Raw genomic sequence first — 19,865 nt, 5'->3', positions numbered from 1 at the left:
CATCGGCGGCGAAGCCGCCACTGGACTACCCCTAGACTGAAACCAGACACAGCGAAAGGGGAGCGCCGATGCCCGGTGGCTTGCAGGTGGACGACATCCGGATGGGTTACGGCAAAGTTCCCGTCATCCGAGATCTCTCCTTGAACGTTGAACCTGGCCAAGCACTCATCGTCACCGGGGCCAACGGGGCCGGCAAGTCGACGCTTCTGCGCGGACTGGCTGGCCTCCAGCCAATGAAGTTCAGCTCCTACCTGCTCGGTGGCGAGGACTGTCCCCCAACCAGTCGCGCCCACCGCCAGCTCACCCACTCCATCTTCGACGATTGGGCCTGGCTGCCTGAGCTCACTGTCGGGGACCACCTGCTCCTGGCGAGCAAATCCCAGCGGTCCTCCTCGGTTGAAGTTGCACTTGACCTCTTCGGCGCGGCCCACCTGATTCGCCGGCTCCCCCACTCCCTCAGCACCGGCCAGGAGCGGCGTTGCGCGTTGGCTTCCATGATTGTCCGACCGTGGAGCTTCCTGTTCCTCGACGAACCCGAGCGGGGATTGGACGAGGAGTACCAGGAGGTCCTGGCGGAGGCGCTGGGCGCGATACTCGGGCAGCGCTCGGTCGTGCTCGCCACCCACCGCCCGGAACTGTTCGCCGACCTCCCGGCTCAGCGCCTACATCTGGCAGGGGACAACAGTTGAGTTCAAAAGCTGGCGACTGGTGGTATGCGGCCACGATTTCCGTGGTGGGGGGAACCCTGCTTTACGGCGCCCTCCACGCGGCGGGCACCCACCTGTCCACCCTCGTCGAGCCTCGAATTGACCCCTCCACCTGGCCCGGTCTGACCAGCGCCGTCCTGCTCGGCCTGGTCTGGCTGACATTGGTGTTCCTCGGACCCCGACGCGCCTCCCTCGCCCAGCTAACCTGGCGCAGGCAGCAGGCGCAGTCCCGTCACGCTCCGCTGATTTCCGCCCTGCTGGTTGCACTTGGACTGTCGCTGATTCTAACGCTGGCGCTTTCGATGTTTGCCGAGTGGGGGCTGGGTGGCGCGGCTATCCTCCAGTTCCTGCTCGAGGTCGGGGTGGGTTCGGCCCTGCTGTTTCTGCTGGCGCTGGTGGTGCAGCGGTTTGGCTCCCCCTACTCCACCAGGTGGCTGACGGTGGGTTTCCTTGGGGCGGGTGCGCTGACCCTCCTCCTGCCTGCCCTCGGGTTCGAGGCGGGGTTGACCCGGGCCCTGGAGTTGGCGCCCCCGGTAGTCACCGCCGGAGTCTGCTTGGGGTTGGCCGCCCCTCGTCTCCGCGAGCGCAACCGCCGCACCCCCCGGTGGGAGCTGATCCGCGCTGACGCCAATCTCGGGAGCCTGCACACCTCAATCTTCCTGCTGGACTCCGATGCGATCTCCGCGCTGATCGACCAGCGGGGAACGCCGAGCCGGAGGCCGAGCTGGCCCCCACCCACCGCGCACGCTGCCTCCTTGTTTTTGCTGCTGGCCGAGCGAACGGGAGCCGCTAGCTGCTGGTGGGCGGTCGGGGTACTCGCGAGCACTTGGGTCGCTTCACTGGCAGGTGGACCCAGTCTGGGCGGGTTGGTGGCCCTGGCCGGAACCCTCGCCCTGACCCTGAAGGTGGGGAAGGCTTGGAACACCTGGTGCACCAGTCCCTCGCTTCGACGGACCATGGCCGTCATCGCGGGACCCAAGACAACCGCCCTGTTTTTGGGCCTCTGGATCCTGCCGGCACTGGTTGGGGTGGGCTCCGTTTGGCTCTGCGCCTTCCCGAACTCGTTTCCGTTCGACCGGGCGGCGGTGGTGGTCCTGGCCAGCGCCTACCTGCTGGTGGAGCGGGGGCGCGCCCTGGCCCGGGTCCAGCAGCAGGGGCCGTTGGGAACGGTCGTACACGTGCCCGAGTTGGGGCAAGTTTCCCTGGGGCTGGTGACTCGATCCACCTCGGGTTGGCTGGTTGCCGCCGTGGTGGGACTGCTCGGCCTAGTGTTCGCCCCCGCTCCGGCTGCCCTGGCCCTCGGGGTGCTGTTCGCGGTCTCAGCGTTCCGAGTCTGGTGGGACCAAAACCGGTAACCGCCCCGGCTAGTTGACCGTGATCAGGACCGAGCCAAACGGCACCGGCACCACCTGGCCGGCAACTGGATCAGCGGGCCAAGGAAGCAGGGCGAACGCAACCTGGGCTACCAGGATGATCGCCACCGTGGCAGCCACCAGCACCCCGGCGAGGCGGCGAAGGGCCAGGTCTGCGTCTCGGCCGGTGGGCTGGCGTCGGGCCCACAGAACTCCGGCCAGCAGCACCAGCACCAGCAGCAATGCCCCCGTGCCTGAAGGACGTAAATCCATCGTGACGCACTGCGTTTGCTCGGCCACCAGGCCGCAGCGTCCTGTCGAGGACACGATCGCCATCTGTAACGTCAACAGGCACAGGACTGTGGCCACCAGGAGGCGGGCCAGACGACTAAGCAGGCCCCGGTGACCCTCCTCCGGCTCGACTTGAACCCTAACCAGCAGCTGATTCATGCTGCCCCCCTTCACCACTAATCTCGCTCCAGGCACTTTGAACTAGGCCCAGCAGGTCGGCTTGCGACAGCCCTGCCCGCTTCGCTGTCCGCGACAGGGTTCGCGCCTGCTCGGCCAAGTCGCTATCCCCCGGGGCGGCGGCCGCCTTCACGCGGGAACCAAACCGCCGGCTGGTCTCGATCAACCCGGCCTCCTCCAGATCCGAGTAGGCGCGCGCCACCGTTCCGGGGGCAATCCGCAGATCCGCAGCTAGTTGCCGGATGGCGGGAAGGCGTTGTCCCGCCCGCAACTCGCCAGACTGGACCTGCGCCGCGATCTGTGCTCGGATCTGCTCAAAAGGCGGGGTCGACAGGTCGGCATCAACTGTGATCATCGGTCACCAGCGTCCCCAAGGAGGCGGCGGGCAGAGCCAATGCTCGCCGAATAGCAGCCCCCACCATGACGGCCGTCAACAGTGCGGCCAACGTACCCAAGAGGGCAACGACTGATCCCACCGCCACCAGCCGGCTGCCCGGATCCGACAGTGACCAGGCCACCGATCGAATGGCTTGGCCCCCCATGAACCAGATGCCGGCCAACTGCGCCCAGAGGGAGCCGGCACTTAGCAGGAGGACCACCTCGCACGAGCGGGACCGCCAGCGCGAGTCGGCCGCCTCCAACGTGGGCCCGGGCAGGGCGGGCCAGAGGCTGACCCGCCAGATTCCCACCGCGGTGACGACGGCTAGGACCAGGGCGCCAATCGCGATCGGCACCCCGTAGTACCAGCCCGGGTAGGGGCCGGCAGTGGCGGATCCGCCCACCCCGTCAGCCCGTCCAAAAGCACGGGACAGGCCAAATGAGTCCGGGACCGCGGTGTTTCCGAACCAAATCACCGACCCAACCAGCAGCACCGCGGCCACTCCCCACAGGAGCGCCGGTCCCGGGGGGACGAAGGACCACCAGCGCCTCGGTTCGAGGGAGGCGGTTCGCACTGTCCCCACGCGTTTGCCGGCGGCCGGGGTGGCGGCGTAGACCAGTAGGCCGGCGGTGACGGCCACGCTCGGGGCGAGGGCCGCACCCAAGCCGAGGCCGGTGCCGGCGGAAGTTAGCGCCAGCAGGAAGGCCCCCGCCGCCACGGCGATACTGATCAGCCCCCGGCGACGGGCAGAGCGCAGGGCCGACCAGTGGTACTGATCCACCGAGACTCGAACCCAGCGCGTGGGGCTGCCGCTGCCAATCATCCAGGCGGCGACCAGGGGAATGACCACCACCAGCAGTATCAATGCTGATCCCACCATCATGAGCGTGCTTCCCTCCACCTTGTATCAACTACTTGCTACACCGGTAAGACCAAGCTAGCACCCTCGACCAGGTGTAGCAAGTAGTTGATACAGCCTCACTTTGGGCTGCCAGCTCAACCCGTCAACACTTCCTTGCTACACATGGAAACGTGCAGGTCAGAGGGCACTAGCTGCACATTACCGAGGTCGAAATCAACATTTGATCAGTTCGCATACTCAAACTGCACGACGCTGATCGGATTCTAGTGATATCGTCGGGAAATGGCATCCCTTTGGCATCCAACGTCCCCAAACACTGTCATTTTGGGGGACAATCTCCCGGTTTTGCAGGCGTTGCCGTCCGAGTCGTTTCAACTCATTTACATTGATCCCCCATTTAATACGGGACGGAAGCAGAGCCGATCCACGCTGCAAACTAAGCGCTCAGTCGACGGGGGCCGGGTCGGGTTCGGGGGACACACTTACGAATCCGTCCGACTAAACCTTCAGTCTTACGACGATCAGTTCTCCAACTATTGGGCCTTCCTGGAGCCGCGCTTGATCGAAGCGTGGCGACTGCTGACCCCCAGCGGAACCCTATACCTGCACCTCGATTACCGGGAGGTGCACTACGCCAAGGTGCTGCTCGACCAAATCTTTGGGCGCGAGAGTTTTCTGAACGAGATCATTTGGGCCTATGACTACGGTGCCCGAACCAAACGTCGCTGGCCCACCAAACATGACAACATCCTGGTTTACGTCAAGGATCCCAACCTCTACTACTTTGACAGTGCCGAAGTTGATCGGGAGCCCTACATGGCTCCGGGTCTGGTCACCCCGGAGAAAGCCAAACGGGGTAAGTTGCCGACGGACGTCTGGTGGCACACGATTGTCTCCCCCACCGGGAAGGAAAAGACCGGCTATCCCACCCAAAAGCCACTGGGAATTATCCGCCGGGTGATTACCGCCAGTTCCAGGCCAGACGATTGGGTGCTGGACTTCTTTGCCGGCTCCGGCACCACCGGCGATGCCGCACAGCAACTCGGACGAAAGTTCCTTCTGGTCGACGACAATCCCCAGTCCTATGACATCTGCACCAAACGCCTCCCCACCGCCCACTTCGTCGATCTAAGCGGCGGTGAATCCCCAGACAAAGCGGGCGGGCTAACCTTTTAGCGACTGAATCAAGTAAGTTTGAACCGTGAGCACCCCTGAGAATAACGCGCCGGCGCCCCAACATCTTCCCGGGCCGCACAAGTCCCCCCGGCAGATCTACCGCGAGACGATGGCGCGCCGCCAGATGCGCATTTTCAGTATCATCATTGTGTTCCTGCTGGCGGCGTTGGCACTGGCAGCGTTGACCCTGACCGGAATCATCCCCACCCCGTTTGGCAATGAGTTCTCCAAGAAGATCGACTACGCGGAAATGGGTGACACTCCCTGCCCGACCGAGGACGCCCGGCCGGTTTCCGTCGCCGGGGCTCAGCTCCAGGTGCTGAACGCTTCCTCCGTCTCAGGCTTGGCCGGCTCCGTGGCCGGCACCCTGGAGGAAATGGGCTACGGAATTGCTCTGGTCGACAACGCCTCCGACCCGTTCATGGGCAACGTGCAGCTGGATGTCGGCCCCGCCAGCGTTGACCTGGCCTACACGATTGCCCGCTACTTCGAGGCTCCCGTTCGAATCAAGCTGCGGGAGCTTCCCATTGGCACGGTCTCCATCACCCTAGGGGAAGGGTTCCAGGGGCTCCTGCCAGCCGACGATCTGACCGCTCTGGCCACCTCGACCAGTCGCCTCCAGCCGCTGCGCGAGTGCCTTCCCGTTGACCCGAAGTCGGTGCCCGAGACCCAGCAAAGTGGCGGCCAGCAGTCAGGACCTCAGTCTGGATCCCAGTCCGGGGAGGGCGCCCAGTCCGAATAGGACTACTGTTGAGTCTCTTTCGCGGCGGCCACCTCGGCCAGCCGGGTCCGATGCAAAGCGTGCATAATCCGCAGGTAGCCGAGCCCCGCCCAGACGTGTCCGATCACGCTGAAGGTCAAAATCACCAGGCCCACGACGCCAATCCATTCGATCCCGGTGGCCGCCTCCAGGATCAGCAGCGGCAAACTGACCAGAATCCCGGCAGTGCGCGCCTTCCCAACCCGGGAGACCGGAATGTCCGGCGGACCCCCAAACCAGGCTAGGCCCAGCAGACCAACGGTGACGTCGATCCCGGCGATCACCACAATGTAGGGCCACGGCAGGATCCCGTCGACAATCAGCGCCCACACCACGGCCAGCACGGAGAGCCGATCCGCGAGCGGGTCCAGATTCTTCCCGAACCGGGTCACCAGGTTTAGCCGCCGGGCCAGGAACCCGTCCAGCCAGTCGGTGATCCCCAGCGCCACCAGCGACCAGAGCGCACCTACGTAGTTCTGTTGCACCAGGAACCAGACGGTCAGGGGCAGCAGGAGCAGGAGGCGGCTAATGGAAATCAGGTTGGGCAGCGTCCAGATCCGGTCAGACATCTCCGGCTGAGCGGTTGACATCCCACCCTGGTTGGCACTGGAACTTGGGGAGTCGGGCATGGGTCAATCCTATCTGGAACAGGCAAAACCGGCCCCCACCCGGGGGGCCGGTTGCGTCACTGCACCTTTAATCGTTGGTTTCGCGTGCGTCTTCGACGGGCAACACGCCGTCGACCCCGTCGCTGACCCGGTGCCTGCGCGCGTAGGCCTCAGAGTCCAGCTCGGTGCCGGAAGGAGCCGAGGCGGGAGTGGCCGCCTCCAGGTTCGTTCCGCGCCACCGCGCGATTCCCCGCATTGAGTGGTAGACGATGATGGCCGCCCCCGAGCCGAGCGCGATCCCCCCGAAGACCATCCCACCGGGGGCCCAGGTGTAGTCCGCGATGGCCACGATCATGGCCACGGCGGCAGTATTCAGGTTCACCGGATCCGAGAAGTCCACCCGGTTCTGGACCCAGATTCGAACGCCCAGCATGCCGATCATCCCGTAGAGGACCGTGGCTGCCCCGCCCAGCACCCCGGCCGGGATGGTGGCAATCAGGGCCCCGAACTTGGGCATCATCGACAGCAGGAAGGCAAAGCCAGCGGCAACCACGTAGGCGGCCGAGGAGTAGACGCGGGTTGCGGCCATCACCCCGATGTTCTCGGCATAGGTGGTGGTGCCCGAGCCGCCGCCCGAACCGGCCAGCATGGTCGAGATGCCGTCGGCAAAGAGGGCTCGACCGGTCAGGTCGTCCAGGTTTTCGCCGGTCATGGCCGACACCGACTTCACGTGACCCACGTTTTCGGCCACCAGCACCAGCACCACCGGAATGAACAAACCCAGGGTGGAGGCGGAGAACTGGGGCGAGTGGAACTCAGGGAACCCGAACCAGGCGGCCTGCTGGACCGCGGTGAAGTCCACCTCGTGCTGGATAACCGCCGCCACGTAGCCAATCAAGACCCCGAACAGGATCGACAGGCGCCCGATAATCCCCTTGAACAGGACGGTGATCAGCAGGATGGCGACGATGGTGATGAGGGCGGTGACGGCCCCCTCCTTCACCCAGTTCCAGGCGGCCGGGGCCAGGTTGAAACCGATCAGGGCCACAATGGCACCGGTGACGATCGGCGGCATCACCAGGTCGATCCATTTGATCCCGGCGAAGTGCACGATGATTCCCACCAGCGCCAGGGTGGCACCGGTCGCAATGATTCCACCGAGTGCGTAGCTGGCCCCCAGGGTTTGGCTGACCGCCAGGATCGGGGCAATCAGAGCGAAGGACGAACCCAGGTAGGACGGGAGGCGGCCGGCCGTGATCAGGAAGAAGAGGATGGTACCGATCGCGGTGAAGAACAGCGTGGTGTTGGGCGGGAAGCCGGTGAGCAGTGGCACCAGGAAGGTGGCGCCAAACATGGCGACCACGTGCTGCGCGCCGATCCCGACGGTGCGGGGCCAGGAGAGGCGCTCGCGCGGTAGGACCACCTCGCCGGGGGCGATGCTGGTGCCGGTGCCGTGCACTTTCCAGCGCAGGATGGAGGACAAGGGTGATTGCATGGGACTCCCGATCAGTTGGGGCGGTAAGGGTGCGCCTCCGCCAGGTCAACGTTCGGGATTCAAGCGTAACTCAGCCGGTCCGCGGACCAGCCTTCGGCCCCTAACGGTGGGATTCGTTTGCGCCCGACCGGCAAAAAGGCGCAAAATCAGAATGTCTATTTCCTCCAGCCCGAAGTGCGCGGTGGGTCACCATTTGTTCCCCCGCATTCGAGTGGCAATTGGGACCGGCTAGCTGAACTGTTTGACGAAGTTACGCAGGATCAGGGCGCTCTGCTGCCCGCCGGTTCGGTGCCGTCCGGTTCCAACCAGCATGTCCAGGTCACCGACCCGGAAATCGCCCGCATCCGCGTACATTTCGGTTTTGCGCTGAATCGCCTCTCCGTCCAACTCGGGAGAGAACTGCGTGGCGTAAATGTGCTGGCCGTGGCGGAACATCTGCACCGGACAGTTCGGGGACCATGCCAGGCGCACCGCCCCGGCCGGCAGCTCACGTGCCGCCTCGGTGTGGCTGACGTAGGCCAGGAAATCTTCGGCGACGCCCGCCAGCAGCGGGTCCTCCATCCCTTCGCGAGTCTGGGTTACCCAGGTTACCTCCGACAGCTCCATGTGCTCATCAGCCACTTTGCCGCCCAGCAGCTCGGTTAGCAGCGACATGGCGGTGCCGGTGGCGAGGCAGGGAATCTCAGCGGCCAACACCTGGCGGAAAAACTCGCGCAACTCCTCGGCCACCCATCGTTGGGTTTTCGAGGTGGCGGTCCCGGCGGTGATGTTTCCATAGGGCGAGCCGGCCACGAACACGCCCTGGTAGTCCCCCAGTTCAACCGGGGGCAGACCCACGAGGTCAAACTCAGCCAGCTCCAGGCGATCCTCCGAGAGTCCGGTGGACTGCAGGTACGCCTGGTATTCGGAGACGAGGGCTTCTTCTTCGGGTCGGGTGGAGACCAGTAGGAACGGCTTCATGCCAACATCCTAGTCGCACAAACAGGCGGCGGCGAGGTCGGTCCAAACCGACTTCGCCGCCGCTAGTGTTTCTGACCCGGAGCTAAACCCGCACCAGGGACTGAGGGAACTCGTACTGTTTGAGCATTTCCTCTGCCTGGGCCTGACCCCAGTTGGTCACCTCCGGACCCGGATTGTAATTCGGCGGCAGATGCTGGGTCTGGAGGCGTTGGAGGACAAAGTTCTCCACCCCCTGGGATTGGCACCAGGCCGCCACCTTCTCCGCGTAGTCCAGTCCCCCCTGCCAGAGGGTGAACCGAACTTCGTAGTCCACCCCGGATTTCAACAGCAGTTCCAATGACTGTTGGGCTTTGTCAGCGGACACCGCCGGACCGGCCACACCCTGGTAGTCGCCGGGCAGGGCCTTGATGTCCAGTCCCACCCAGTCGACCAGGTTCTGGTCGAGGAGGCGGGCGAAAGTGCTGGGGTAGGCCCCGGCCGTGTGTAACCCGACCTGGAAACCCATCTCCTTCACCTCCGCGGCCGCCTCGACCACTGCCCGCTGCCGGGTCGCCTCGCCCCCGGAAAACACCACCCCGTCGAGGAGGCCCTGCCGCTTAGCCAGCAGGCGTTGGACCTCCTCCCAGGGCACCGCCCCCGGCGTGGCCGGATCCAGGATCTGGTAGTTGTGGCAGTAGGGGCAGGACCAGGGGCAGCCCTGCAGAAACAGGACTGCCGCTAGCTTGCCGGGCCAGTCCACCGTGGACAGGGGCTGGAGACCGGCAATGGCGATGTCGGTCATTTGCTGGCCGGCGTGAGGGTAGAGACCAGTTCGCCGTGCTCGTTGGCAGCCGACTCGGTGAACATGGTCCGCTCGTTGTACTCACCCTTCTTGCCAATGTTGAAGGACTGGACCGGGCGGAAGTACCCCATCACGCGGGTCCACACTTCGCATTCCTGCGGCTCGGAGCACTCCGGGCACAGGAAGTGTTCGCCGTTCAGGTAGCCGTGCACCGGGCAGATCGAGAAGGTCGGCGTGATCGTAATGTAGGGCAGCTTGAAGGCGGTCAGCGAACGCTTGACCATCTGCTTGCAGGCTTCACCGTTCGAGATCCGCTCACCCATGTACAGGTGCAGGACGGTGCCGCCCGTGTACTTGGACTGGAGGACTTCCTGCTCTTCCAACGCCTGGAACGGATCGTCGGTGTAACCCACCGGCAGTTGCGAGGAGTTGGTGTAGTAGGGCTGCTCGTCGGTGCCGGCCTGCAGAATGCCCGGGTAGTGCTTCCGGTCTTCCTTGGCGAACCGGTAGGTGGTGCCCTCGGCAGGGGTCGCCTCCAGGTTGTACAGGTGGCCGGTGCTCTCCTGCAGCTCAACCATCCGCTCGCGCACGTGATCCAGAATGGCGATCGACATTTCCTGGCCGAACTCGTCGGTCAGGTCGTGCTTGTCGTCGGTGAAGTTGCGGACCATCTCGTTCATCCCGTTCACCCCGATGGTGGAGAAATGGTTGTCGAGGGTGCCCAGGTAACGCTTGGTGAAGGGGAAAAGTCCGTTGTCGATGTTTTGCTGCACCACAACCCGCTTGGCTTCCAGCGTGCCCGAAGCCAGGTCGATCAGGTGATCCAGCTCGTCGAGCAGGCCCCGCATGTCGTTCTTGAAGCGGTACCCCAGGCGGGCCATGTTGACGGTCACCACGCCGACCGAACCGGTCAGTTCCGCCGAGCCAAACAGGCCGTTACCGCGCTTGAGCAGTTCGCGCAGGTCGAGCTGGAGGCGGCAGCACATGGACCGAATGTCACCGGGATTCAGATCGGAGTTCACGAAGTTCTGGAAGTAGGGCAGACCGTACTTGGCCGTCATCTCGAACAGCGCGTTCACGTTCGGGGTGTCCCACTCGAAGTCAGGGGTGATGTTGTAGGTCGGGATCGGGAAGGTGAAGACGCGCCCGTTGGAGTCTCCCCCGCTCATCACCTCGATGAAGGCCCGGTTGATCAGGTCCATTTCTTCCTGCAGGTCGCCGTAGGTGAAGTCGCAGACCTCGCCCCCGATTACCGGGTGCTCATCCTTCAGGTCGTCCGGGCAGGTCCAGTCGAAAGTCAGGTTGGTGAACGGACACTGGCTGCCCCACCGGCTGGGAACGTTCAGGTTGAAGATCAGCTCCTGCATCTGCTGCTTGAGCTGGTCGTACTCCATGTTGTCCAGGCGGATGAAGGGCGCCATGTAGGTGTCGAAGCTGGAGAACGCCTGCGCCCCGGCCCACTCGTTCTGCAGCGTGCCCAGGAAGTTGACAACCTGTCCCGCCGCGGAAGAGAAGTGCTTGGGCGGGGTGGAGGCGATGGCCCCCGGAACCCCGGAGAAGCCCTCTTCCAGGAGGCGCTTGAGTGACCAGCCAGCACAGTAGCCGGAGAACATGTCCAAGTCGTGAATGTGGAGGTCTCCGCGTCGGTGCGCCGCCGCAGCGCGGGGAGAGTAAACCTTCTCCAGCCAGTAGTTGGCAATGATCTTGCCGGCTGAATTGAGGATCATGCCACCCAGGGAATAGCCCTGGTTAGCATTCGCGTTGACACGCCAGTCGGCGCGCTCCAAATACTCATCGATGGTCCCGATGGCGTCAACATCGTAGCGGCTCATTGAGTGCTCCTTCGCGGTGCGGTTTCCTGTGTAGTGGCTGTTATCAAGTCAGTTTTTTGGGGTCGGCCTCGTGGACGACCTTGGACCACAATACCTACATCTAGTGTATCGCTCCGGCGCGACACACCGTATCTTGTGGTTGTCGGCCGATTTGACGACTAGGACCCACTGTTGGAAAAAGAGGGCGAATCTGACTAACGGGCTTCAGAGAGCCGATCGATCCCGTTCAATAACAGCCCGCCCAGACCGCCGAGCAGGAGCAGGGTCGCGAGAGAGAACAACACGCCCTCCCGGGTCCCAACCTCGACCATCTCGCCGATTTCTCCGTAAGACAGCGGAGCAAACACCTCGGGTGTGATGATAATCACACTGACGACGAAGAGGGTGACCCCGATCGCTGACGTTGCCGCCGCCAGATAGGTGCCCGCCCTGGTCAAACCTGGTTGGACCCGTGGACGGAGCTCCGCCGGCGCGGAGGCGAACCCCCAGAGCGCCACGATCAGCAGGGCCCCCACCACGTCGGCCAGGCGGTGCCAACCCTGCGAGATCACCATCAGTCCCATCAGCGTGGTCCACAACCATCCGACCAGCGCCGCCGGTGAGCGAAACCCCCTCGGCGCCACCATGATCAGCGCCACCGCAATCGCCGCCGCGTAGGTGACGTGGCCCGACGGGTAGGAGTTCTCGAGCTGAATCCCCACTCCCAGTTCCGGCCGCGGCAAAATCTCCTTCAGCAGTTGGGCGGTCGCATTGGCCCCTCCCACCACCAGGAGCGCACGCCACGCCAGGGCGGCCCGGCGCCGGGCAATCGCCACCGCCACCACCCCAATCGAAATGGCACCGAGAGCCGGGATCGAAACGGCGGCCGAGACCGCCCCCAAGCGCAGGTGCAACCACCGGGCAGAAGCCGCCACCGCCTCCATCGTCAGATTGTCGATGTTTTGGCCCGCCACCGTGTAGAGCGCTAAATAAGAAAGCGCGATGAGCGAAATTGCAGACAGGAGCACCACCAGTGAGCGGCGGCGGCGCGCAGCCGCTTGGAAGCCCGGTGGCAGTTGGCCCACGTCCTCTCCTCCACTCTTTCACACCCTGAATTGCAGGACATTCCCCTATTGGTAACCGTGGCACAGTCGGAGCCACGAGGCTACCAGCAGTAAGCATTTTTCCCGATTTTTTATCGACGCGCAGAGCCATGCCCCCTCTACTACCCTGGGGTTAGCGAGCAAGAAGGAAGGTTATGACCGCACTACCAAATCCCATTTCGCTGCCGCGGGCCCAGCGCCTGTTGCAGCGCGAACACCTGCGGGTAGTTCCCGCAGTTGGGGATGGCTGGTGTGTGGTGGCCCCCAACGCCAGCTACGCACTTTCGATTGAGAACGGCTGTGTCCTGCAGCTGCGGGGGCAGTGGAATGGCTTCGCCCACGACAGCGAGCTGTTCCACCGGCTCCGCGAGGTGGTCGCCACCTGCAACGCCACCCGGGCTTTCCCCAAGGCCTACCTGTGGCCGCTGAAGGATCGGGGACACTACGGCCTGATGGCGGAGAGCTCAATGCTGTACGACGGCGACCTCACTTCCGCCCAGTTCCACGAGTTCCTCGATTTGGGCTTGACCTCGTTGCGCGACTTCTTTTTGGACGCCGAGGCGGCCCTTCCCGAGCTGGTGACTTGGGAGGAAGACGATGTCTAGCGCGCCCCTCCACCTGGCCCCTGAAGGAGCGGGCGACCCCTACCCGCTGACGTGCCGCCGCCTCGTCCACGCCCTGAACGAGCTGGGCTATTCGACCGAGCGCCACCCCGGCTCGAACCGGGTCGACTTCGAGGCGGACGCCCACCAGCTGCGGGCCTACTGGCATCCAGGGAAAGACATCCTGGCTATTCAGACCCGGTGGGACTCCGAGCACCCGTACCGAAGTGCCGAGTACGCCCTGTTCGCGGCCGCGGATAACTGGAACCGGGAGAGCTACTTCCCCACCGTGTACCTGCTGGAGAGCCCCGACCATACCGCCCTGGTGGTGGCCGACATGATTGCCCCCTGCTCGATGGGCCTTTCCGACCGTCAGCTGTCGGAGTACCTGGACACCGGAGTCACCCAGGGGCTGCGGGCGATGAACTACATCCGCTCGGTGGCCGAGCGGGTGCTCGGCCTGGGTCACCCCCACCATGGCTAACCCAGCCTCACCCCGGTTGCGCGAGGTGCTGGGCCAACTGGACTCGAGCACCGGGCCCGAACAGGAGCGACACCTGGTGGCCGAGGTCCACCTCGAATCCCGGCCCGCCCAAACCGAGGCCTGGCCCAGCTCCATTCACCCCGAGGTCCAGGCGGCCTTCCGTGCCGGCGGGGCCGAGCGGGTCTGGTCTCACCAAGCCGAGGCGCTCACCGCTCTGGCCGGCGGAGCGGACGTGGTCCTGGCCACCGGCACCGGCTCGGGTAAATCTTTGGCCGCGTGGGCTCCGGTCCTGTCCGCCCTGGCGGATTTCTCCGCCGACCGGCCCGTGTCCGAAGCCTGGCGCCTGTCGGAGCTGCGCCACAAACCCACGGCCCTCTACCTGGCCCCAACTAAGGCACTGGCGGCCGACCAGCTCACCCATTTGAACCAGTTGGCCAGCCACCTGACGATTCCCGTCCGCCTCAGCACCGCGGACGGGGACACTTCCCGCGAGGTGAAAGATTGGGCCCGGGCCCACGCTGACATCATCCTGTCCAATCCGGACTACCTGCACCACGTGCTGCTACCCGGCCACCAGCGTTGGGTCCGGTTCCTCTCTTCCCTCCGCTACATCATCATCGACGAGATGCACTACTGGCGCGGCCTGACCGGTGCCCACATTGTCCTGGTGCTGCGCCGGTTACAGCGTCTGGCTCGCCACTATGGGGCCGACCCCCAGTTCGTCATGCTCTCCGCCACGATTGCCAATCCGCTGGAGGTGGGCCAGCAAATGAGTGGACGCGAGCGGGTGGTGGCCATCACGGAGGACGGGTCACCGCAGGGCGCCAAGCACCTGGTGTTCTGGCAACCCGGGGTGCGAGACAACCCGGCCGGGGACGAGGCGGAGGCGGACGATCTGGCGCCGACGCTGCCAACCATCCGGGTTTCGGCCACGACCGAGGCGGCCGCCCTGTGCTCACAGTTTGTGGCCGAGGGGGCCCGAGTCCTAACTTTTGTCCGCTCGCGCGGAGCCGCGGAGACCGTGGCCGCCCAGGTGCAGGATCGGCTATCCTGGCTCGGCTGGAGCGGGCAGCAGGCAGCGGCCGCCTATCGCGGTGGCTACCTGCCGGAGGAACGGCGCGAACTGGAGGCCTCCCTTCGGTCCGGGCAACTGCGTTCCCTGGCCACGACCAACGCCCTGGAGCTGGGGATCGACATTTCCGGTCTGGACGCGACCATTACCGCCGGCTGGCCCGGCTCCCGCGCCTCCCTGTTTCAGCAGATGGGCCGGGCCGGACGGGCTGGGACCGACGGCATCTCCATCCTGATTGCGGGGGATAATCCGCTGGACCAGTACCTGGTTCACCACCCGGAGGAGATCCTGACCGAACCGGAAGCAAACATTCTGGACACGCACAATCCGTGGGTGATCGCTCCCCACCTGTGTGCGGCCGCCGCCGAACTGCCCCTGCGCGCGGATGAGCTCCCAGCTTTTGGCCTGAGCAGCGCGGACCTGCTGAACCAACTGTGCCAGCAGGACTACCTGCGGTACCGGTCAGACCGTTGGGTCTGGAACGCCACCCTGCCCGACTCTGCCCACTCGCTGACGAGCCTGCGCGGGGAGGGGGCGGACATACAGATTGTCGAGGTCGACTCGGGGCGGGTGGTCGGCACGGTTCCAAGCAACCGGGCGGATGCGGAACTGTTCCCAGACGCCATTTACGTCCACCAGGGGCACACCTATCACGTGCTGGAACTGTCCCCGTTCACCTCTGACGGAACTCAGCGAGTCGCGGTGGTCGAGAAACTGACCACCCGGTTCCGCACCCGCACCGCCAGCCACAAGTCCGTCACCATCATGAGTACCGAGGACACCTGGACTTCGCCCGACGGCCTGGTCACCTGGCACTACGGCAGTGTGGATGTGGGTGAACGGGTCACCGACTACGATCTGTTGCGCCTGCCCGGGCTGGAGTTCATCTCCAACCACGAACTGGCTTTCCCCGAGCGTTTCCTTCCCACCATGGCCACCTGGTACACGTTGGACCGGCGGGCCCTGCGCGAGGCGGGAATCGGCCCCGAGGACCTGCCCGGCGCCCTCCACGCAGCCGAGCATGCCGCCATCGGACTGCTGCCCCTGCTGGCTATGTGCGACCGGTCGGACCTGGGTGGCTTGTCGATCCCGGAGCACCAGCAGACCGAGCTGCCCACCGTCTTTGTGCACGACGGCTACCCCGGGGGAGCCGGATACGCCCAGCACGGATTCCACCACGCCCACCAGTGGGTTTCCCTGACCGCGCAAGCCCTGTCTGCCTGCCCGTGTGAGGACGGTTGCCCCGCCTGCATTCAGTCACCCAAGTGCGGTAATCGGAACCACCCCCTCTCTAAACCGGGCGCCCTGGCCCTACTGGAGTTTCTGGTCACTCACTCGCCAGTGGGCTGATCAGCTCACCGGTGCCGGCCGGCCCGGCCCGCGCCCGGGCGGGCACGCCCCAGCTCTGCCCCCACCAGACTCGCACCGACCCCTCGGCCCGAACCCACAGGTCCCCTTCCCGCGCAAAGCAGTCAACCAGCTCCACCCGGTTGGCCGCGGCCACCTCTTCCGCCACCGCGCACGGCCCCGACGGGTCCGCGGACCCAACCAGGGCCGAGGGGGCGCTGGCCGCTCCCGCCAGGGCGGCCAAGTCCACCGCCGCCTGCGTCTTGGTCCGCTCCACCTGGACCCCCAAAGCTGCGATCAGCACCCCACCTACCAGCAGCAGCGCCAGCGTCATCCCCACCGCGGTCACGGTGGCACTGCCACGCTCCCACACGTTCGGGTCTCCGCCGATGTTCACGGGGTCACCCCCGGCTCAACCACGGTTCGCGCGGAGCAGTTCAGCTGGCCAAAGGGTAGCCAGCCGAGGGCCGGGGCGGGAGCGCTGGCCTGCACTTCCACCCACCGCCCCTGCGCCACCACCTGCACCGCCCCGGCCACGTTCTCTCCCAGCGCGGCGGCCCGAGCTGCATCCCGTGCCCGCTGACACAGGTCTGCCTGCGCGCGAACAGTGCTCAACCCCGCCAGCAGGAGGGAGAAGACGAGCACCAGCGCGGTGACAGCGAACGCCGCTTCGACGGTGACCATCCCCGCCTCCCACTTGGAGCCTTCCCGCTGCCTCGGATCGATCACAGGCTCAGCGCCGTCTGGATGATGCTGGTGATCATGCCTTTGACCCCGCCCGATTTCAGGACCGCTACCAGCAAGCCCGCAAACCCGGCCGTCGCCACCGCAGCGGCGCTAAGGCGTACTTAGACGGGCCATTAGTTCAGCTTCTACCAAGGCGGCGCGTAGGTCGGCTAACTTGGCCTCGCACTCGGCTATCTCGCTCTGTAAGGCCTCGACCTCATAGGGCCAACTCCACCCGTCCATACCGCCAGGGTACAAGGAACGGGTGGGCGCTTGGGACATTCTCCAAACCAAGCACCCACCCGTTGGGGCAGTGATGAAGGGCCTGCCCCCGTCAGCGCGACTAGTCGCGCTTAGTCCATAGCTGCTGGAGCGCGGCGGCGTTCTCCTGCTCCAGCTCCTCAGCTAGTTCTTGTAGAAAGTCCTTGTCAGCCATTGTTCTGTTCTCCGTCCAGGCTCAGGGCCAGTAGGTCGCGGGCGCGGTCGGCTTGAGCTCGGGCTAGGTTACCCTCGTGCATGGCGGCGGCTATAGCCCGCTCTGCCGATAGCGTGTTAGCGCCGGTGGCGGCCTGCTGGGCGGCGTAGTCCTTGTAGACCAGCCAGGCCTCGCGGTGTAGGTCACCGGCGGCTTGAGCCTCGGCGCGGCTAGCGGCTAGATGGCGCTCCGCTCCCAGGCTGAGGGCGAACTCGTCCGGGGTCATGCCACGCGGCGCGGTTAGCCCGGCCTTAGCCTCAGTGACTAGGCGGTTCCAGGCGGGCTGCAACCAGGAATATTGCAGGCACCACTCGCCCTCGGCCGACAGCGTGCCTAGTGGCGGTTGCGGCCCCCAGCGCAACAACAGGCCATGCACTGCTGTTATCTCCGGGTCGTCCGGGTGGGCTAGGTATGCCTTGTTCAACTCGGTGGCTAGTTCCGGCGCGGCCCCAGTCATCACCGCTACCGGGCGGCGGTACACGGCCCTGGCGGTTTCTTCATGCAGCCGCTTAGCGTGGTCGTGTTGGGCGCGGGCGGCGGCCACCTGCGCAAAGCGCTGCTGGTAGTCCGGCAGGGCTAGGTCCTCCACCACGAACGGCGGCGCTTCTACCTCCAACTGAGCAAGGGCATCCATAGCGCTAGCCGTGGACTGGAGTACGTCGCTAACGGCGGCGGGCACGGTTAGCCCGTAGCGGTCGAACACCGTCAGCACTTGTACAATCTCGGCACTGGTAATGGACGTTCCCGACATCCAGCCGAAGTCCGGGTTAGTGAACCCACCCCGGCTTTCTATGGCGCGGGCGGTCTTGAGTGTGTCTTTCATGGTTACATTCCTTTGTAGTAGGTGCCGGTCCCTTTGAACCGGGCGGAGTTGGGTTGGACCATCGTTAGCGAAACGGCGTCGGCTCGGTCCGGGCTAGCGCCACCGCGCGCACGTATCTTGTCCTTGGGTTCAATCAGGATTCGCCCGCGTGAGTCCAGCAGGTAACGCTGGTCGGCTAGTTGGCGGGCTAGGGTGTCGTCGTCGGGGTCTAGGGAGATGAGTCCTAGGGCTAAGGCCTCCCGCGTGCGCCAGTAGCCTTCTGCTCGGGCGTTGGCGAACACCTCCGGGTCACTAGCGCGGCCCGCGGCAATAATGCCGTGCACGGGTACGCCGTTCTCCCGCAGCATGTCGGTCACGCCGCCACCTAGCCCGGTGTCGTCTACGTGAACCGTTGCCCCGGCGAACCGCTTAGACAGTTGGGTAAGAATGCCTGCGGTGTGGGTCAGGGACTCCCCCCGGTACGCCATAATCACCCGCACGGCCCACCCCGTGCGCACAGCGATAACGGTTTGGTCGTCGCCGTAGCGGGCAACGTCGCACCCAATCACTACTGGCAGCGGCGCTCCCACGGCCTCGCGGCGCTGGGCGGCTTGAATGTCGTCCCAAGTGAACAAGGCGTCTACGTTCTGCTTAGGGAAGTCCCCCAGCACGCGGGACGCATACGCGGCGGAGTCCTCCCCCCAGTTACGGCGGGCGTCGTCTACCCACTCCCGGCTAGGCAACACGGCCAGTAGGTCGTCACTCACCGGCTCACCCGTGAAGGCGGGCGTGCCGGTAACGGGAATGTGTACCGGGTGCCACCCGCTACCCGGAGCAAAACAGGCCTCAAACCGGCCCCCGCGCTCGGTGGGGTTGCCTATAGCCAACAGGCGGCTAGTGGCTGAGGTCGTCACGCCTTCTACTACGTCCCACATCTGGTCCGGCAGGCCGCAAGCCTCGTCCAATATGGCCAGCACATGCCGCGCGTGCAGGCCTTGGAACGCGACTAGGTCGGTGTCGGCGGGCTTACGGCCCAGCGCCACCAGTTGGCCGTCTATGCGCCAGGTAGCGTCTAGGCTTATCTCCCCCGGCAGCCCGAACCGGGCGTGCATGCGCCTAAGTTCTTCCCACAAAATGGCCGACACCTGGCGCTGGGTGGGCGCGGTAGTTACTACCAAGGCTGAGCCGACCGGCCTAGTCGTCACCCACCAGGCAGTCAGTAGCGCGGCGGTGTGCGATTTAGACACACCGTGACCAGCGCGGGCGGCGGTGCGGCGGTTGTCGCGCACGGCGGCCATAACCTCCCGCTGCTTAGACCACAACTCCACGCCGTGGCCCTCAGCCCAGGCGATAGGGTCATCAGCCGCTACGGACCCGGTTACGGCGGTGTCTATGTGGGCTAACAGGTCGCCCCAAGGGTTAGCCACGGCCACACCTAGCGCAAAGGTACGTGCCCGCCGTAGCGCGGGCGGTGTATTCCCCACACTGGCGGCACTCGTGGTGCTCGGCGCAAGCCGAATGTATCCACGGCCCGGTTACGCGCACATCACCGTAGAACTGGACCCGCTGAGTGTGGGAGTCTACCCCGGCGGTGTCTACCTCACCCTGCTTACCGCACACCCCGCACAGCCGGTAGTAGGGCTGGGTGACGGTGTCGTAACGGGCTACCTCCAGAAAGTGGTCCGGGCAGTAGAACTCGCCATCTATGGCGGCGCGGTGCGTGCCTATACCTGAGCAAGAAGGGCACCGGCGCGGCCCGGTTATCCCCTCCACCCGGTCCGCTACCAGCAGCTCCAGCGCGGGCCAGTCAGCCCACAGTGCGCACTCGTCGCCGTATGTGAGTTCGCCCCAGTAGCGGTACGGCGTAGCCAGCGCTCCAGTCACTAGGAACGGGC

At 65.1% G+C, this 19,865-nt stretch carries 21 protein-coding genes; 7 read left to right on the top strand and 14 right to left on the bottom strand.

From position 1 onward, the window contains the following. The first annotated feature begins 68 nt into the window (after window positions 1-68). Together SAC06_RS00935 and SAC06_RS00930 are read left to right on the top strand one after the other, a co-directional pair. Window positions 69-689 carry an ATP-binding cassette domain-containing protein gene (locus SAC06_RS00935; protein WP_350258352.1) on the top strand — a complete coding sequence of 207 codons (621 nt, stop codon included), beginning with the start codon at window positions 69-71 and terminating at the stop codon, window positions 687-689. Then, complete coding sequence (locus SAC06_RS00930; RefSeq protein WP_350258351.1) at window positions 686-2,062, top strand: hypothetical protein; 1,377 nt, start codon at window positions 686-688, stop codon at window positions 2,060-2,062. The genes SAC06_RS00935 and SAC06_RS00930 overlap by 4 nt, the downstream gene beginning before the upstream one ends. A 9-nt stretch (window positions 2,063-2,071) precedes the next feature. Here the strand turns inward: SAC06_RS00930 and SAC06_RS00925 are convergent, their stop codons facing one another. The 3 genes from SAC06_RS00925 to SAC06_RS00915 are packed head-to-tail and all read right to left on the bottom strand — an operon-like array spanning window position 2,072 to window position 3,789. Next, window positions 2,072-2,509: a hypothetical protein gene (locus SAC06_RS00925; RefSeq protein WP_350258350.1), complete on the bottom strand. Its 438-nt coding sequence runs from the start codon at window positions 2,507-2,509 to the stop codon at window positions 2,072-2,074. Further along, entirely contained in the window at window positions 2,490-2,882 is a 393-nt protein-coding gene (locus tag SAC06_RS00920) for a GntR family transcriptional regulator (protein ID WP_350258349.1), read from the bottom strand. The genes SAC06_RS00925 and SAC06_RS00920 overlap by 20 nt, the downstream gene beginning before the upstream one ends. After that, window positions 2,869-3,789, bottom strand: coding sequence for a hypothetical protein (locus tag SAC06_RS00915; protein ID WP_350258348.1), 921 nt, complete (start codon window positions 3,787-3,789; stop codon window positions 2,869-2,871). The genes SAC06_RS00920 and SAC06_RS00915 overlap by 14 nt, the downstream gene beginning before the upstream one ends. 261 nt (window positions 3,790-4,050) lie before the next feature. Here SAC06_RS00915 and SAC06_RS00910 point away from each other — a divergent pair, with 261 nt between their 5' ends. Further along, the gene (locus SAC06_RS00910) at window positions 4,051-4,944 is read left to right on the top strand and encodes a DNA-methyltransferase (protein WP_412766223.1); all 894 of its coding nucleotides are present in this window, start codon (window positions 4,051-4,053) and stop codon (window positions 4,942-4,944) included. Window positions 4,945-4,969: 25 nt separating this feature from the next. Then, window positions 4,970-5,686, top strand: coding sequence for a LytR C-terminal domain-containing protein (locus tag SAC06_RS00905; RefSeq protein WP_350258346.1), 717 nt, complete (start codon window positions 4,970-4,972; stop codon window positions 5,684-5,686). A 2-nt stretch (window positions 5,687-5,688) separates the two neighbouring features. Here the strand turns inward: SAC06_RS00905 and SAC06_RS00900 are convergent, their stop codons facing one another. The 6 genes from SAC06_RS00900 to SAC06_RS00875 form a co-directional block, all read right to left on the bottom strand. Further along, complete coding sequence (locus SAC06_RS00900) at window positions 5,689-6,333, bottom strand: CDP-alcohol phosphatidyltransferase family protein (RefSeq protein WP_350258345.1); 645 nt, start codon at window positions 6,331-6,333, stop codon at window positions 5,689-5,691. A gap of 67 nt (window positions 6,334-6,400) precedes the next feature. Beyond that, window positions 6,401-7,807, bottom strand: coding sequence for a uracil-xanthine permease family protein (locus tag SAC06_RS00895; RefSeq protein ID WP_350258344.1), 1,407 nt, complete (start codon window positions 7,805-7,807; stop codon window positions 6,401-6,403). Window positions 7,808-8,035: 228 nt separating this feature from the next. After that, window positions 8,036-8,767, bottom strand: coding sequence for a glutamine amidotransferase-related protein (locus SAC06_RS00890; RefSeq protein WP_350258343.1), 732 nt, complete (start codon window positions 8,765-8,767; stop codon window positions 8,036-8,038). Window positions 8,768-8,849: 82 nt separating this feature from the next. After that, entirely contained in the window at window positions 8,850-9,548 is a 699-nt protein-coding gene (locus tag SAC06_RS00885; protein WP_350258342.1) for an anaerobic ribonucleoside-triphosphate reductase activating protein, read from the bottom strand. Beyond that, window positions 9,545-11,380 carry a ribonucleoside triphosphate reductase gene (locus SAC06_RS00880; protein ID WP_350258341.1) on the bottom strand — a complete coding sequence of 612 codons (1,836 nt, stop codon included), beginning with the start codon at window positions 11,378-11,380 and terminating at the stop codon, window positions 9,545-9,547. Before SAC06_RS00880 ends, SAC06_RS00885 begins: the two co-directional genes overlap by 4 nt. Window positions 11,381-11,574: 194 nt before the next feature. Then, a complete protein-coding gene (locus SAC06_RS00875; protein ID WP_350258340.1) occupies window positions 11,575-12,444 on the bottom strand; it encodes a phosphatase PAP2 family protein in 870 nt (289 codons plus the stop codon). A 173-nt stretch (window positions 12,445-12,617) separates the two neighbouring features. Between SAC06_RS00875 and SAC06_RS00870 the strand changes: the two genes are divergently transcribed. From SAC06_RS00870 to SAC06_RS00860, 3 genes are read left to right on the top strand one after another with little or no spacing between them, the layout of a single operon-like run. Further along, complete coding sequence (locus tag SAC06_RS00870; protein WP_350258339.1) at window positions 12,618-13,067, top strand: YbjN domain-containing protein; 450 nt, start codon at window positions 12,618-12,620, stop codon at window positions 13,065-13,067. Continuing rightward, window positions 13,060-13,548, top strand: a complete 489-nt coding sequence (locus SAC06_RS00865; protein WP_350258338.1) for a YbjN domain-containing protein — start codon at window positions 13,060-13,062, stop codon at window positions 13,546-13,548. The genes SAC06_RS00870 and SAC06_RS00865 overlap by 8 nt, the downstream gene beginning before the upstream one ends. After that, complete coding sequence (locus tag SAC06_RS00860; RefSeq protein ID WP_350258337.1) at window positions 13,541-15,970, top strand: DEAD/DEAH box helicase; 2,430 nt, start codon at window positions 13,541-13,543, stop codon at window positions 15,968-15,970. The genes SAC06_RS00865 and SAC06_RS00860 overlap by 8 nt, the downstream gene beginning before the upstream one ends. On the opposite strand, the gene SAC06_RS00855 is transcribed toward SAC06_RS00860, so the two are convergent. The 5 genes from SAC06_RS00855 to SAC06_RS00835 form a co-directional block, all read right to left on the bottom strand. Then, the gene (locus SAC06_RS00855) at window positions 15,948-16,364 is read right to left on the bottom strand and encodes an Rv3654c family TadE-like protein (protein ID WP_350258336.1); all 417 of its coding nucleotides are present in this window, start codon (window positions 16,362-16,364) and stop codon (window positions 15,948-15,950) included. The genes SAC06_RS00860 and SAC06_RS00855 overlap by 23 nt on opposite strands. Next, window positions 16,361-16,696, bottom strand: a complete 336-nt coding sequence (locus SAC06_RS00850; protein ID WP_350258335.1) for a hypothetical protein — start codon at window positions 16,694-16,696, stop codon at window positions 16,361-16,363. The genes SAC06_RS00855 and SAC06_RS00850 overlap by 4 nt, the downstream gene beginning before the upstream one ends. Then, window positions 16,693-16,794: a DUF4244 domain-containing protein gene (locus SAC06_RS00845; protein ID WP_350258334.1), complete on the bottom strand. Its 102-nt coding sequence runs from the start codon at window positions 16,792-16,794 to the stop codon at window positions 16,693-16,695. The genes SAC06_RS00850 and SAC06_RS00845 overlap by 4 nt, the downstream gene beginning before the upstream one ends. A 327-nt stretch (window positions 16,795-17,121) precedes the next feature. Continuing rightward, window positions 17,122-17,991 carry a hypothetical protein gene (locus SAC06_RS00840; protein WP_350258333.1) on the bottom strand — a complete coding sequence of 290 codons (870 nt, stop codon included), beginning with the start codon at window positions 17,989-17,991 and terminating at the stop codon, window positions 17,122-17,124. Between the two features lie 2 nt (window positions 17,992-17,993). Continuing rightward, window positions 17,994-19,217, bottom strand: coding sequence for a hypothetical protein (locus SAC06_RS00835; RefSeq protein WP_350258332.1), 1,224 nt, complete (start codon window positions 19,215-19,217; stop codon window positions 17,994-17,996). Between the last annotated feature and the right edge of the window lie 648 nt (window positions 19,218-19,865).

The organism is Scrofimicrobium sp. R131 (assembly GCF_040256745.1).
GTDB classification, from domain to species: domain Bacteria; phylum Actinomycetota; class Actinomycetes; order Actinomycetales; family Actinomycetaceae; genus Scrofimicrobium; species Scrofimicrobium appendicitidis.
Note: the sequence above shows the minus strand (reverse complement) of the source record. Positions and strands in the feature narration are given on the sequence as shown.

Coding starts and splice junctions, on each gene's coding strand:
- SAC06_RS00935 (WP_350258352.1), top strand. CDS start 69: ATGCCCGGTGGCTTGCAGGTGGACGACATCCGGATGGGTTACGGCAAA.
- SAC06_RS00925 (WP_350258350.1), bottom strand. CDS start 2,509: ATGAATCAGCTGCTGGTTAGGGTTCAAGTCGAGCCGGAGGAGGGTCAC.
- SAC06_RS00920 (WP_350258349.1), bottom strand. CDS start 2,882: ATGATCACAGTTGATGCCGACCTGTCGACCCCGCCTTTTGAGCAGATC.
- SAC06_RS00915 (WP_350258348.1), bottom strand. CDS start 3,789: ATGATGGTGGGATCAGCATTGATACTGCTGGTGGTGGTCATTCCCCTG.
- SAC06_RS00910 (WP_412766223.1), top strand. CDS start 4,051: ATGGCATCCCTTTGGCATCCAACGTCCCCAAACACTGTCATTTTGGGG.
- SAC06_RS00900 (WP_350258345.1), bottom strand. CDS start 6,333: ATGCCCGACTCCCCAAGTTCCAGTGCCAACCAGGGTGGGATGTCAACC.
- SAC06_RS00895 (WP_350258344.1), bottom strand. CDS start 7,807: ATGCAATCACCCTTGTCCTCCATCCTGCGCTGGAAAGTGCACGGCACC.
- SAC06_RS00890 (WP_350258343.1), bottom strand. CDS start 8,767: ATGAAGCCGTTCCTACTGGTCTCCACCCGACCCGAAGAAGAAGCCCTC.
- SAC06_RS00885 (WP_350258342.1), bottom strand. CDS start 9,548: ATGACCGACATCGCCATTGCCGGTCTCCAGCCCCTGTCCACGGTGGAC.
- SAC06_RS00880 (WP_350258341.1), bottom strand. CDS start 11,380: ATGAGCCGCTACGATGTTGACGCCATCGGGACCATCGATGAGTATTTG.
- SAC06_RS00870 (WP_350258339.1), top strand. CDS start 12,618: ATGACCGCACTACCAAATCCCATTTCGCTGCCGCGGGCCCAGCGCCTG.
- SAC06_RS00865 (WP_350258338.1), top strand. CDS start 13,060: ATGTCTAGCGCGCCCCTCCACCTGGCCCCTGAAGGAGCGGGCGACCCC.
- SAC06_RS00860 (WP_350258337.1), top strand. CDS start 13,541: ATGGCTAACCCAGCCTCACCCCGGTTGCGCGAGGTGCTGGGCCAACTG.
- SAC06_RS00840 (WP_350258333.1), bottom strand. CDS start 17,991: ATGAAAGACACACTCAAGACCGCCCGCGCCATAGAAAGCCGGGGTGGG.